Origin of the sequence: Rhizobium sullae (assembly GCF_025200715.1) — a bacterium.
GTDB classification, from domain to species: domain Bacteria; phylum Pseudomonadota; class Alphaproteobacteria; order Rhizobiales; family Rhizobiaceae; genus Rhizobium; species Rhizobium sullae.
Genome location: NZ_CP104143.1, coordinates 2,938,775 through 2,952,939, shown reverse-complemented (window position 1 = coordinate 2,952,939; position 14,165 = coordinate 2,938,775). Strand labels below are relative to the sequence as shown.

Sequence of the window (14,165 nt, the reverse complement as noted above, 5' to 3'; positions counted from 1 at the left end):
GGGATTTAGCGAAAGCAAAAATTTGCGGAACCTTCACATTCGCCGGCATAAGGGACTTGATTTCAATTGGTTTTCCCGGTCTGATGCACGAGATTAGCGCTAAACGAAAAGCCGCCCCGGTTTGTTCCGGAGCGGTTTTTTTGTTGAGAGCGCGGGGTTTATTGGGTGAGGCGCACGCTCTGCTTGGCGGCCGAGGAACCGATTATCTTGAAGGCGGCGACAAGCGAGGCCATGTTCTCGGCGGCGAAATAGGTAGAAGAGCTCGTCGCGCAATAGCTAAGCAGCGCCTTGCCGCGATCAGGAGCCATGAACGCAACCGTATAGACCGTGATATTTTTATCGCGCGCCAAGTCGCACCATTCTTTGGTTTCAGTGTCGGCTGAAGTGTAATTGTTGTTGCCGTCTGTCATGAAGACAATGTATTTGTCTGGCGTCAGGCCGTTCTTATTCAAATGTGCTGTATTCTCGGCCGGGTCGCTAAGCTTGTTATAGGCGGCCTTGAAGGCAGCACTTGAATTCGTCCCACCTGTCGCGGTTAGAGCGTTGACGTAGGTCGAGACGCGCGACGTTCCCCAGGCCAGCTTCAATGCTGACTGCATTTGGTCATTGTAAGAGACGCTGCCGGTGCGGACGTATTGCAGATTAGGATCGGCGGTATTCAACTGGGTCAGCAGGCTGGAAACTGCCAGCTTCAATGCCTCGATCTTGGTGTAGTAGTCCGTAACAGTTCGTTCACAGGTCTTTGGGCTCCATTGCGTGCCACAGTTGTAGCTTTCCGTCTTCGTATACGAAGACGTGGTATCTTCAGCCATCGAGCCCGAACGGTCGAGCACGAGATACATTGAGAGCGAGCTCTCTGTGACGGTATTTTCGGTGCTGCTTTCCGTCTTGGACAATGAACCGATTTCGGTGCTCTCTCTGCCCATGATGCGCACCAGGGCGCTGTTGGCCATGTTGTAGGCAGTTTTGACCTCAACTTTATAAGTCTTGCCGCCCGAACCGGATGTAGTTTCGGTGACAACGACAGACATTCCATCCTTTAGGGCCGCGATGGTATCCGAATCGTCGAGGTAGTTTGACATCTGGCCAATGACAAAGTTCTTGGCAAGCTCCTTGGCGCCATTCACATCGACGTCTTCGGCGACGAGCGCGGAGGCCGCGGCCAGAGCAGCCGAATCGGAGGCTTCCTGCAACTGGCGTTGCGAAAGCATCATACTGGATACATCGACTGCTATACCGGCCGCACCAATCGCCACCGGCATTAGAATCGCCGTCATCATGGCGAAATTGCCTGAACGGTCGCGTAGGATGCGCGCAATATTGGAGCGTAGAAAAGATATGGGGGACATCATGTCACCTGAAAGTAAGAAGGTTTATTCGGCCTTCATACTTACAGCGCGGTTGTTACCGCAGGTCTTAATGTAATCGTTAAAATTGCAGATAACTTGCGATTTCGGGACATGATCTACTGCGTTTGTCGATAATCCTTCTCGCCAGGCGGATAGCTGGCGCGTTTGCGCATTAACGTCTGTGGCGGCGGTTGCTGCCTCAGTCCTGCACGCTTTCCATCGCCGTTGGTACATTCCGGCACGGAGGCCAGGAAAGCATGCCGATGCTTCGGCGAAGTCCGGTTGATTTCGGGATTCCAGCAGGCAAAAAGCTATTCCTCTTCCGATTACTTGATCGGAATAACGTCGACCGCCTGGACGGCGCGGTGGCCGCCGTAGCTTTTCAGGACGCCGATGACGGGGGCGACGTCGGAGTAGTCGCGGCCGTAGGCGACGACGATGTGGTCGGTGCCGGCGGGCATGTCGTTGGTCGGGTCGAGCTCAATCCAGCCCAGCGTTTCGCCGCACCAGACGCGGACCCAGGCATGCATGGCATCCGCCCCTTCGAGCCGTTCCTTGCCGGGCGGCGGGATAGTGCGCAGGAAGCCTGAGACATAGCCTGCCGGAATGCCGAGGCTGCGGAGTGCGAGGATCATCACATGGACGAAATCCTGGCAGACGCCGCGTTTCAGCTTGAAAGCGTCGAGGGCGGTGGAATCCACCGTCGTCGCTTCCGTGTCGTAGGTGAAATCCCTGTTGATGCGGGTGCACAAGGCGTTGGCGATCTGCAGGACGGTGAGGCCGTGCAGAGCGCAGTCCCTGGCATAGTCGGAAATCGCGCGAGTTTCCGTGAGGCGCGGGCTGCTGGCGAGGAAATGATGTGGAGAGTCCGGCTCCAGCGACCAGATGCCGGCGACTTCCTCCGGAAGGCGGTCGAGGTCCGGCGAGAAATCGGCGGCGATCGAGCGGCTATCGACCTGCACGCGGGCCTGCATGCGGATATCCAGCGTCTCGTGCGGCGACCGCAGCAGGAAGGACGTCGCCGGATGGCGGAAGAAATCGGTAAAATGCGATTGCTCATCCGGCTGCGGAGAAATGGCAATCGAGCCAGCAACCAGCCGCTGGCGATCGGGCAGAGACAGCGGCATCAGCCGCATGATGTGGCGCGCGCCGGAGGCTGGCGTCTCGTAGGTGTATTCCATGTGCAGGGTGAGGTCGTAGAGCACGGCGGTCACCCGAGATAGGTCTGGGCGAGAAGGTCGGAGAGCTGCTCCAGCTCGCGTTCGAACTTCTTGTAGATCTCGCCCGTCATCGCTTCCGGCGTCATGACGGCGAGGCCCGAATGCAGACGCATGGCCTCGCGGTAGAAGGGCGACATCTGGCCGTTGACGAAGGCGTTCGGCAGTTGCTCGACCTCGCGATGGATCTCATTCATCTGGAAGAGAACCGAGCGCGGGTTCAGCGGATCGAGCGCCAGAAGATCGGTGACGGTCAGGCGCGCGGTGTTGACGTTGTAGCGGCGGCGGTGGGTCATGACGCTGTCGCCGATTTCGAGCAGCATGTCCAGCGCGCCATCCGGAGCTTCGGGACCGGACATATGGCCGAGGAGCCGCGTCATGTGCAGTCCGCGCTCGATGTAGCGGCCGAGCGAGAGGAAGCGCCATCCGGTGAAGCGATACATGTTTTCGTGCACGAGACCTGCGAAGCCCGCGAGCTTGCGCAGCAGGATCGTCATGGCATGGCTGGCGTCGTCGCCCGCGGCAACGCTGACGTGGAAACGGTGCGCGGTCTTGGCAAGATCGTTGAGCGCCAGCCAGCCGTCGGGCGAGAACCGGTCGCGGATATTGCTGGCGGAATAGACGGCGCTGTCGATGTTGCGCAGCAGCGTTTCGGGCACGGCTTCTTCCGTGTCGATGTCGACGGCGGCGAGATATTCCGAAACATCGGCAAGCAGCGGCTGGCTCGGATCGGCGGCTTCGGCATAGCGCGCATGCCAGGCACGAAGGATACGCAGCGCTCCTTCGGCGCGCTCGATATAGCGGCCGAGCCAGAAGAGATTGTCGGCCGCCCGGCTCGGCAGGCTGCCCGGCATGTTGCGCGTGAAGCTTCCTTCGGCGGGCAGCAGCGTATGGCGCTCGACCGGCTTGTCGCTGACGATCCAGACGTCCGCCGCCGCGCCGCCCGACTGCATGGCGATCGCGGCAGCATCGGCGCCGGCGCCGATGCGGGCAAAGCCGCCCGGCATGATCTGCCAGCCATTGGCGGTGCGGGCAGCAAAGACGCGAAGCGACATCGGCCGCGGCGTCAGCTTCCCGTCCACCCAGGCCGGCGTTGTCGACAGCGTCACGACTTCCTGGCCGACGAGTTTCGGACCGTCGGAATTCAGCCAGTCGGTGATCGAGTCCTTTGCGGTTGCGCGGAGTGACGAGCCGAGCACGGATTCGCCGCTGTCGTCGAAGAAGGGCGCGCGCGAATAGGCGGGACCGATCACCATCTTCTCGATGTTCTTAGCGACATGCTCGCGTTCTTCCTTTTGCCCGCACCACCATGTGGCGATCGACGGCAGGTGCAGTTTTTCGCCGAGCAAGCGGCGACAGATCGTCGGCATGAAGGCGAGCAGGGCGCGCGTCTCGAGGATGCCGGTTCCGAGAGCATTGACGATCGTCACCGATTCGGCACGCAGCGCCTCGACCAGACCAGGCGTGCCGATATGCGAATTCTGGTTCAGCTCCAGCGGATCGGCGTAGGCGGAATCGAGGCGGCGCCAGAGCACGCCGATCGGCTTCAGGCCGGCCACCGTGCGAACCATGACGCGGCCGTTGACCACCGTCAGATCTTCGCCTTCGAGCAGCATGAAGCCGAGATAGCGGGCGATATAGGCGTGCTCGTAATAGGTCTCGTTTGCCGGGCCGGGGGTCAGAACGCCGATGCGGTCGTCGCCGGAGTGCTTCATCGCCTGCAGCGCGTCGCGGAAGGCGCCGAAGAAGGAGGCGAGGCGATGGACCGGAGTTTCGGCATAGATATCGGAAAAGGCGCGGGTGGTGGCAACGCGACTTTCGAGCGCGAAGCCTGCACCTGACGGCGCTTGCGTGCGGTCGGCTAGTACCCACCAGTTACCGTCCGGTCCGCGGCCGATCTCGAAGGCACAGAAATGCAGGTAGTGGCCGGTCGCGGGCTTTATCCCGGCAAGCGGGCGCTGGAATTCCGGATTGGCCGCAATCAGGGCGGGCGGCAGAAAGCCTTCCTCGACCAGTTTGTTGTCGCCATAGATGTCGGCGACGATCGCCTCGAGCATATCGGCGCGCTGCACGAGGCCGGCGGAAAGCGCCTGCCATTCGCGCTCGTCGATCAGGACCGGGATATGCGACAGTGGCCAAGACCGCTCGCCGGTGCCCTTGCTGCCATAAGCGCGGTAGAACACGCCGGCATCGCGCAGATAGCGGTCGGCACGGGCGAAACGCTCGGTTAGTTCCTGCTGCGGAATTGCCCCGAAGCCCGCAAGAAAGCGCTGCCAGACCGGACGGATTGCGCCGTCGTTGTCAACCATCTCGTCGGCAATGCCGGGCAGAGGCGCATAGCCGAAGGCCGCATCGTTGCCGCCGCGGCTTTGAACCTCGTCCCTGCGCTTCGCCACTGCCGGTTTCTTGCCCATTAAAACCTAGCTCGTCAAATGCCTGTGGGCCTGCGGAGATCCAGCGTCAGCGGGAATTCCGGCGAACCCGTCTCGGCGAGCGGAATGAAGCCGCCGGCCGTATGCCCCCACGGCTCGAATCGGGAGAGCCGCCTTGCTTCCGCTTCGTTGCCGTTTACCGGGAAGGTGTCATAGTTGCGCCCGCCCGGATGGGCAACATGATAGATGCAGCCGCCGATCGAACGCTTCGACCATGTATCATAAATGTCAAATGTCAGCGGCGTGTTCACCGGCAAAACCGGATGCAGGCCCGAGGACGGCTGCCATGCCTTAAAGCGGACCCCGGCGACGGACACACCGGACGTGCCTGTTGGCGTCAGCGGCACGGTTCGGCCGTTGCAGGTGACGGTGTAGCGTGAGGAATTGCTGGTTTCGAGGCGAACCTGAAGTCGCTCGACCGAGCTGTCGACGTATCGAACGGTGCCGCCGATCGCGCCTTCCTCGCCCATGACGTGCCAAGGTTCGAGCGCCTGACGGAGCTCGAGTTTCGAGCCCTCGTATTCCACTTCGCCGCAGAAGGGGAAGCGGAATTCGAGTTGCGCCTTGAACCATTCCGGACTGACATCGAAACCGTTCTCCTTGAGATCGGCGAGCACGTCCAGGAAATCGGCCCAGACGAAATGCGGCAGCATGAAGCGATCGTGCAGGGAAGTGCCCCAGCGCACGAATTTGCCATCCGCGGGATTTTTCCAGAAACGGGCAATGAGGGCGCGGACCATCAATTGCTGAGCCAGCGACATGCGGGCATTCGGGGGCATTTCGAAGCCGCGGAACTCGACGAGACCGAGACGGCCGGTTGGCCCATCCGGCGAAAAAAGCTTGTCGATGCAGATTTCGGCCCGGTGCGTATTGCCTGTCACGTCGATCAGCAGATTGCGGAACAGACGGTCGGCCAACCAGGGAAGCGGTTGCGGGCCGCCGCCGGGTGCGGGGACATGGGCAAGCGCGATTTCCAACTCGTACAGGCTGTCGTGCCTGGCCTCGTCGATGCGCGGCGCCTGGCTGGTTGGTCCGATGAACATGCCGGAGAAGAGGTAGGAGAGCGAAGGATGCCGCTGCCAATGCAGCACAAGGCTCTTCAAGAGGTCGGGCCGGCGCAGGAACGGACTGTCGTTCGGGTTGGCGCCGCCGACGACGACATGGTTACCGCCGCCCGTGCCCGTATGACGGCCGTCGATCATGAACTTGTCGGCGCCGAGGCGGGTCATCCGCGCTTCTTCGTAGATCGCGGTGGTGATCGCGACGCAATCCTGCCAGTTCGAGGCGGGATGGATATTCACCTCGATGACACCTGGATCCGGTGCGACACGAATGACGTTGATGCGCTCGTCCTGTGGCGGCGAATAGCCCTCGATATGGACGGCAAGGCCAAGTTCAGCCGCCGCGTTTTCGGCGGCTGCGATGAGCTCGAGGTAGTCTTCGATGCGCTCGACGGGCGGCATGAAGACGCAAAGCCGGCCGTCGCGCGGCTCGACCGATATCGCCGTGCGAACCGCGCCGCCGATTTCGCCGAGCGTCTGTTCCACGCGGCTCTGGCCGCTCTCGTCGCGCTGAAAGGAGGCCTCTGGCATGGCGCGGCCGGCGGGCACCAAAACTTCGGGCAGGGGCTGGCGGGGGATCGATGGGTCGGCGATGTGGATATAAGGATATTGCGATGGCGGCACGTAAGGAAGTGTGCCAAGCGGCAGACGGTATCCGACCGGACTGTCGCCCGGCACAAGGAAGATCTTGCCGCGCCGGGTCTGCCATTTCTCGCTGATCCAGCGGTGTCCCGCGGCCTTGGCATTCCAGGCCTGTACCGGAAGAATGTAGCCTGTCGGAACCGTCAGGCCCCGTTCGAAGACGCGGGCGATGCGGCTGCGCTCTTCCGGATCCTTCAGCTTGGAATTCGACGGATCGACATTTTCGGGAAGGCTTCCTTCCTTGACGATCCATTCAGCGGGATCTTCATAGGCGGGCAGCACCATGTCAGGCGCAATCGCCAGCTCGCGCGCGATGCCGGTGAGCAGCCGCTCGGCGTCGTCGGCCTTGGCGGCGGTATCGGCGCCTTCTGCCGCGATCAAATCCGGATTCTGCCAGATCGGCATTCCGTCCTTGCGCCAATAGAGCGAGAAGGTCCAGCGCGGCAGGCTTTCGCCGGGATACCACTTGCCTTGTCCGTAATGCAGGAAGCCGCCCGGAGCGAAGCGCTGGCGCAGCCTGCGGATCAGGCTGTCCGCCTTCTCCCGTTTTGTCGGGCCTACGGCGGCGGTATTCCACTCTTCCGATTCGAAATCGTCGATCGACACGAAAGTGGGTTCCCCACCCATCGTCAGGCGCACGTCTTCTGCTTTGAGGATGCTATCCACTTTTTCGCCAAGCGCGTCGAGCTCGTTCCAGCTCTCCTCCGAGAATGGCTTGGTGATGCGCGGATGTTCGGCGACACGGGCCACGTTCATGTCGAAGGCGAACTCGGTATTGGCTTCGCCGAAATAGCCGCCGGAGATCGGGGCAGCATTGCGGTAATGCGGGGTCGCTGCCAGCGGGATATGGCTTTCACCAGTCAGCAGCCCGGATGTGGGGTCGAGACCGACCCAGCCAGCGCCGGGTAGATAGACCTCGGCCCAGGCATGAAGGTCCGTGAAATCGACTTCCGTGCCGGAGGGGCCGTCAAGAGCCTTCAGGTCTGGCGTCAACTGGATGAGGTAGCCGGAAACGAAGCGCGCGGCGAGGCCGAGATGACGGAGAACCTGAACGAACAGCCAGCTGGTATCGCGGCAAGAGCCTTTGGCTATTTCGAGTGTTTCCTCCGGCGTCTGGACGCCAGTTTCCATGCGGATGACATAGCCGATCTGCTGCTGCAGGCGGGCGTTGAGGCCAACAATCATGTCGACGGTCGGCTGATCCGGCGAATAATCGAGCGTTTCGAGGAAAGCCTTGAGCCGCGGGCCGGGGTCCTCCGCCTTCATGTAGATCGAGAGGTCTTCCTGGATCGTCTCAGGATAGTCGAAGGGCCATTTGGTAGCTTCCTCCTCGACGAAGAAGTCGAAGGGGTTATAGACCGTCATGTCGGCGACCAGATCGACCTCGATCTTGAATTCGGTCACCGGGTCGGGAAAGACGTAGCGGGCAAGATAATTCCCGTAGGGATCCTGCTGCAAGTTCACGAAATGGTTCGACGGTGTGACCTTCAGCGAATGACTGAGCACGCGCGTCTTCGAATGCGAGGCAGGCTTGAGGCGGATGACCTGCGGCCCGAGGCGGACCGGTCTGTCGTATTTGTAATGCGTCAGATGATAGATGCTGGCTTTGATCGACATATGTTGCCTTATCCGGCGCCGCCTCACTGTGCGGCATGAGCTGGTCCCATTGTCGATAGTGTGCAATGCAGCGAGAGAAAGCAAGGCGGAAGGCTAACGCTGCAGCCTTTACGACACTTTTGCAAAGGCGACGACGGCTTTGAGCCCCTTGCCGCGGGCCGCTGGCGAGAGCGTGAGCATCGCATTGAAAAGATTGGCGATTTCCTCAACGATCGGGAGGCCGAGGCCGGCGCCTGGCGCATCGGAGTTGCCGCCGCGTGAAAAGCGGCGGCGCACGGCTTCGAGCTTCTCCGGCGGAATACCGGGACCATTGTCCTCAACCTCGAGACGCACGGCATCACCTTCCTGCGCGATCCGCACGGTGACCTCGGCACCCTTGCCGGAATATGCGATAGCGTTTCCCGCGAGATTGCGCAGCAATTCGCCGATCAGCAGGGGTTCGGCGCGGATCATCGCAGGACCTTCACCTTCGAACCCCAGGTCGATACCGGCTTCGGCGGCAGCGGGGATCAACTCGCCCGTGATGTCCTGGGCGATGGCGGCGATGTCGATCTTCGAGGCTGCCAGAGCCTCCTTGGCCGTTGCGGCGTCAATCTTTGCCATCAGCAGCAGCTGGGCGAGGATGCGTTCGGCATGCGCGACGGCCTGGTCGCCCTTCAGGGCCGAGTCCTGCGCTTCAGGCAGCGTTGCGGCGCGGGCGGAAAGCGCGAGCTGGGTCCGGATGATGGCAAGCGGCGTGCGCAATTGATGGCTGGCATTGCCGGTAAAATTCCGAAGGGCGTCAAGGGCGGACTGCAGGCGCACCATGAAGCTGTTCACCGTATCCACCAGCGGCTGCACCTCGCTCGGCACCGATTGCTCGATCGGATGCAAGTCGTCCGGGCTGCGCTCGCCGATCGCATCGCGAAGTTTGTAGAGCGGGCGAAGCGCGACCGAGACCGAGATCCAGACGATCACGGCCGCACCGGCGATCATGAAGGCGAGGCGGACAGCCGAACGAAGAAGGATGGCACGTGCGAGATGGCGCCGGGCGATCGTCGTTTCCGCGACGGTGACGACGAAGGGAACGGAGCGGATACCGGTCGAGGCGGAGCGCTCCAGCGTGGCGACGCGGATCGGTTCGCCGCGGAAAATATCGTCTGCGAAGACGGCCGCGTCGCCTTTGGTTTCCTTGAGAACCGGAAGCTCCTGATAGCCGGTGATGAACGTTCCGGGCGGGCCATCGACGCGGTAGAACACCCGATCCTGCGCAGCAGACGTAAGCATTTCCAGTGCGACATAGGGGATATCGACTTCCAGCGTACCGTCCTCTGCCACGACAACGCGCTCGGCAATGGCAAGCGCCGAACCGGCAAGCACACGGTCGGACACGATGTTCGAGGTCTCGACCGCCTCCCGGTATGTGTCGGCAAGTGCTAGCGTGCCGATGACGGCGGTGGAGATCAGCAGCCAGAAAAGCAACCGGCGCCTCAGCGAATAGGCGGCTTTCATGAGGCCTCGTGAAGCTTGTCGAGATAGTAGCCGATGCCGCGTGCGGTCTTCACGGTCAATCCATGCGGCGCAAGGCGCTTGCGCAACCGGCTGACATATTGCTCGATCGCGTTGGCGGAAATGTCATCGTCGAAGGCCGTCAGCGACTGGGTGATTGCCTCCTTGGACACGACCTTGCCGGCACGCATGAAGAGGATTTCAAGCAGTCCGACTTCGCGAGCGGGAATATCAAGCTGCATGTTTCCGGCGGAAAAAGTTCGGGATTTGAGGTCGAAAGACACGCAGCCATACATCACCGTCGCTGAGTGCAGGCCCGCCTGGCGCCGGAGCAGCACGCGGACACGCGCTTCGAATTCGGCAATGTCGAAGGGCTTGATGAGGTAATCGTCGGCGCCGAGATCGAGGCCCCTGACCCGCTCCTCCGGCGCTCCGCGTGCGGTCAGGATCAGGACCGCCGCCTGGTTCTGCCGGGCGCGCATGCTGCGCAAGACGTCCAGCCCGTCCATCTCCGGCAGGTTGAGGTCGAGGATCACGAGATCGAAATTTTCCGCCGCGATGACCGCATCGGCGGATGCGCCGTCATGGACGACGTCGACGGCATGCCCCGTACCGCGCAAGATCGCAGACAGGCCGTCGGCCAGCGCGATGTTGTCTTCGGTGAGCAGGATGCGCAACAGTGTTTCCCCAATGTTCTGCGAGAGATTATCAGGTATGGGGAATGGATGTCATAGTGAAATTGTGTGGGGTGATGGTTGGGTGCGGAGCCCCTGGCCGGCTACACAGTACACCGCTCCCTACCCCCCTCGATCCGTTCGCGCTCCTTCATCGCCTCCGCCAGCAGTTTGCGAAAGCGGGGGTCGTCGCGCAGATTGTCCAGGTCCGAATCGTGGGTGAACCACTTGATATGGTAAACCGAGCTGCGCGGCAGCAACTCCTCCAGGATATCGATCGCCTTGTCCACGTTTCCCAGCACGGCATGGACGCAGGCGAGGTTGTACTGGGCGACGATGTCGTCTGGATCGATGGCGATGGCCCGTGCTGCCCAGTCGCAGGCGCGCACTGCATCGCCGAGATGGGCAAGCGCCAGCGCGCCGCGATGAGCCGGGCCTGAATTTTCCGGGTTGAGGTTGAGCGCCCGTTCGGCCCGCTGGAGGCCGAGGCGGGCCCAGTTTTCCTTATCCAACGTCCGGCCGAGCGATAGATAGGCGGACATCAGGTGGATGGGAGAGACGTAGTCATCCGGCCGGATTTCGGCGGCGCGGGTAAAATATTGCACCGCCTCGGCGAAATTGCCACGCATGAAGAAGAAGCGGGCATAGTGGAAATTCGCTTCGTAGAGATTGGGGTCGAGGGCAAGCGCGCGCTCGAAAGCGGCCATGGCCTTGTCGTCCTCGCCGTTCTGGTGGAGCGCCAGGCCGCGGGAGGCATGGGCCTCGGCAAGGTCCGGATCGATCTCCAGGGCGCGGGCACTCATTTCGAGAATGCCTTTCAAAGGCACATCCGCCGGTGCCCAATCGCGGATTGCCGCGTCGCAATCGGCGATGCCAGCATAGGCCCGGCCGTAGTCCGGGTCGAGTTCGACCGCCTTGAGGAACATACGGCGCGCAAGCTGCAGGTAGGATTTCGTCCAGGTATGGGAGAGCTGGCGGCCGCGCAGATAATAGGTATAGGCCTCGACATTGGCGGTCGGCTCGACGGCAATCGCCTTTTTCTCCTCCGGCAGCAGGCGCACCTTCAACTGGCTGACGATGGCATGGGTGATCTCATCCTGAATGGCGAAGATGTCGGTCAGGTCGCGATCGTAGCGTTCGGCCCAGAGATGGTCGCCGTTCATCGTGTCGACCAAATGGCTCGAGATACGCACGCGCTTGCCGGCGATGCGAACGCTGCCTTCGAGCATATAGCGAACGCCGAGTTCCTGAGCGACCTGCTTCACCTTTACCGACGTGCCCTTGTAAGTGAAGACGGTGTTGCGTGGAACGACGTGCAGACTGGAGATCTTGGAGAGGTCTGTGATGATGTCTTCGGTTATCCCGTCCGAAAAATAGTCTTGATCGGCGTCGCCGCTCATGTTCGTGAAGGGCAGGACGGCGACGAAGCAGGTATTGCGGTTCTGTGCCACGAAGCGCGCCGAAGTCGGCGCGTTGAAGGCGACCGTGTAGACCGGGACGGCCTGCCTGATATTTTTGAACACGTGTTCACCTAAAAAGTCGAAGCCGAGATTGAGGCGCGAGCCCACCTGATCGCGAACGATGGAGGAAACGGCGATGCCGCCCGGAGGCGCGACGCGCTCCAGCCGCGCCGCCAGATTGACACCGTCGCCGAAGACATCGCCATCCTCGACGATAACATCGCCGAGATTGATGCCGATGCGGAACTCCACGCGCTCCTCCTTCGGTACGTCCTCGTTGCGGACGGCCATGCTGCGCTGGATCTCGGCGGCGCAGGCGACCGCGTTCACCACGCTCTGGAACTCGGCGAAGATGCCGTCGCCAGTAAGTTTGAAGATGCGGCCCTTGTAGTCTGAGATTCGAATATCGATCAGTTCGCAGCGGTGGCGGTTCAGCGCCTGCAACGTGCCGGACTCATCGATACCCATCAGCCGGCTGAAGCCGACGACATCGACGGCGAGAATAGCACTCAGTCGCCGTTCCATGACTCTCTCCATGGATTCTCTCATGTCAGTCTCGCTTTTCCAGATTTTGACCGCGCAAAGCCATCCCCCTGCAAGACGCGTCTTGCGATATCGGCGTGCTTCGCGGCTGGTTGAACCTATTATGTTGTGGCCACGCATCAATACACCGTTCGGGCGAAGATTGCGCCAAACGCTAATCCTTTAGGATTGGTTGGCGGTGGCAACCTGCCAAAAGCATATTTTGAGGCAGTGCCTCGATTCGCAACACGAGCCGATCCGCGCCTCAGCGGCACTCTCTTGAAATTCCTGATGCGGTCGGCTGCTTGTGCCCTTGCGGCCGCTGATGCATTGTTGGGCGCATGAGGATCCGTTTCATTCTGCTTTTGTGTCTTACACCGCACCTCGCGCTTGCGGATCAGGCCTTTTATCCCGCGAAATCCGGCAAGGCGGATGCACGAGTGCTGACGGTCTATTCCTCGCTCGACGAGCCGCTAGCCCAACCGATGATCCATGGCTTTCAGAAGGCCAATCCGGATGTCGCCGTGCGTTACGAAGACATGCTGACGGGCGAGATCTACGACCGGATCGTGCGGGAGACGGATGCCGGGAAGAAAACGGCGGATTTTGCCTTTTCGTCGGCGATGGACCTGCAGGTGAAGCTCTCCAACGACGGCTACGCGCAGGTCAGCAATCTGCCGATGAGCGGGCAATGGCCGAAATGGGCAAACTGGCGGAACACCGCCTATGCGCTCACTTTCGAGCCGGCCGTTTTCGTCTATCACAAGCCGAGCTTCACGCATGAGCCGGTACCAAGTTCACGGGCGGAATTCGTCGATTATCTGAAGCGCAAGGGCAACGCGGTCTACGGCCGGATCGGCACCTATGACATCGAACGCTCCGGCGTAGGCTTTCTTTTCATGGCGCGCGATCAGGAGCAGTTCGGGGACATCTGGTCAGTGATCCGGGCCATGGGAGCTGCTGGCGTCAAGCTTTATTCGACGAGCTCGGCGATCCTGGAGCGGGTCGCCGACGGGCGCTTCGTGCTCGGTTACAACATCCTCGGCTCCTATGCGGCGGACTGGGCGTCCCGGCACCCTGATGTCGGCATCGTGCTGCCAAAAGACTATACCGTCGTAATGTCGCGGATCGGCCTAGTGCCGCAGGCCGCTGCCGAGCCGGAACTCGGGCGGCAATATCTCACCTTCTTCATGTCGAAGGAGGGACAGACGATCATGGCCCGCGAGCTCCAGATTCCCGCTGTCAGCCCGGAGGTCGCGGGCGAGAATACGGCCAATACCCTGCAGGAACTTCTCGGCGCCCAGCTCCGGCCCGTTCCGGTAAGCCCTGGCCTGATGGTCTATCTCGACCAGGTCAAACGCGCGCGGCTGATCGCCCATTGGAACGAGGTGCTGCGGACGCGGTAGATGATGGCGGCGTTCGCATTCCCGTCCTTTGCTGAAGCGGATTTGAGGTGTGTGCCGCTGGCGTGACCGGGCGCCCCATGCTCGAATTACGGCAAAAAAGTGTCATCGGCGCTGGATATCCTGGTAATGTCAGCTAAATGACAGCTTGATGTGGTGCGGTTCTGGCACTTCTCTCCGTGGAGGCGGAGGGCAGACGTTTCGGGAGGAGTTTCCGTCGCTATTGCGGACCATCAAGTCCGCTGCCCGGCATTGCTTCCCGATTCCCTTGAGAACAATACGCGGCGCTCACCGCGGTCA

8 protein-coding genes are annotated in these 14,165 nt (G+C 61.3%); 1 reads left to right on the top strand and 7 read right to left on the bottom strand.

From position 1 onward, the window contains the following. Positions 1–158: 158 nt before the first annotated feature. From N2599_RS14960 to N2599_RS14930, 7 genes are all read right to left on the bottom strand, one after another. On the bottom strand, positions 159–1,280 hold the full coding sequence (locus N2599_RS14960) for a VWA domain-containing protein (protein WP_245209201.1): 1,122 nt from the start codon (positions 1,278–1,280) through the stop codon (positions 159–161). 395 nt (positions 1,281–1,675) lie between these two features. Further along, positions 1,676–2,563, bottom strand: coding sequence for a transglutaminase family protein (locus N2599_RS14955; protein WP_027508003.1), 888 nt, complete (start codon positions 2,561–2,563; stop codon positions 1,676–1,678). After that, the gene (locus N2599_RS14950; RefSeq protein ID WP_027508004.1) at positions 2,560–4,980 is read right to left on the bottom strand and encodes a circularly permuted type 2 ATP-grasp protein; all 2,421 of its coding nucleotides are present in this window, start codon (positions 4,978–4,980) and stop codon (positions 2,560–2,562) included. The genes N2599_RS14955 and N2599_RS14950 overlap by 4 nt, the downstream gene beginning before the upstream one ends. Before the next feature lie 14 nt (positions 4,981–4,994). Next, positions 4,995–8,318, bottom strand: a complete 3,324-nt coding sequence (locus tag N2599_RS14945; protein ID WP_027508005.1) for a transglutaminase family protein — start codon at positions 8,316–8,318, stop codon at positions 4,995–4,997. Positions 8,319–8,426: 108 nt separating this feature from the next. After that, on the bottom strand, positions 8,427–9,809 hold the full coding sequence (locus N2599_RS14940; RefSeq protein WP_027508006.1) for a sensor histidine kinase: 1,383 nt from the start codon (positions 9,807–9,809) through the stop codon (positions 8,427–8,429). After that, positions 9,806–10,483, bottom strand: coding sequence for a response regulator (locus N2599_RS14935; protein ID WP_027508007.1), 678 nt, complete (start codon positions 10,481–10,483; stop codon positions 9,806–9,808). The genes N2599_RS14940 and N2599_RS14935 overlap by 4 nt, the downstream gene beginning before the upstream one ends. A gap of 101 nt (positions 10,484–10,584) precedes the next feature. Next, entirely contained in the window at positions 10,585–12,465 is a 1,881-nt protein-coding gene (locus N2599_RS14930; protein WP_027508008.1) for a TPR end-of-group domain-containing protein, read from the bottom strand. Between the two features lie 338 nt (positions 12,466–12,803). Between N2599_RS14930 and N2599_RS14925 the strand changes: the two genes are divergently transcribed. Next, positions 12,804–13,868 carry an ABC transporter substrate-binding protein gene (locus N2599_RS14925; protein ID WP_086995232.1) on the top strand — a complete coding sequence of 355 codons (1,065 nt, stop codon included), beginning with the start codon at positions 12,804–12,806 and terminating at the stop codon, positions 13,866–13,868. Positions 13,869–14,165: the final 297 nt, after the last annotated feature.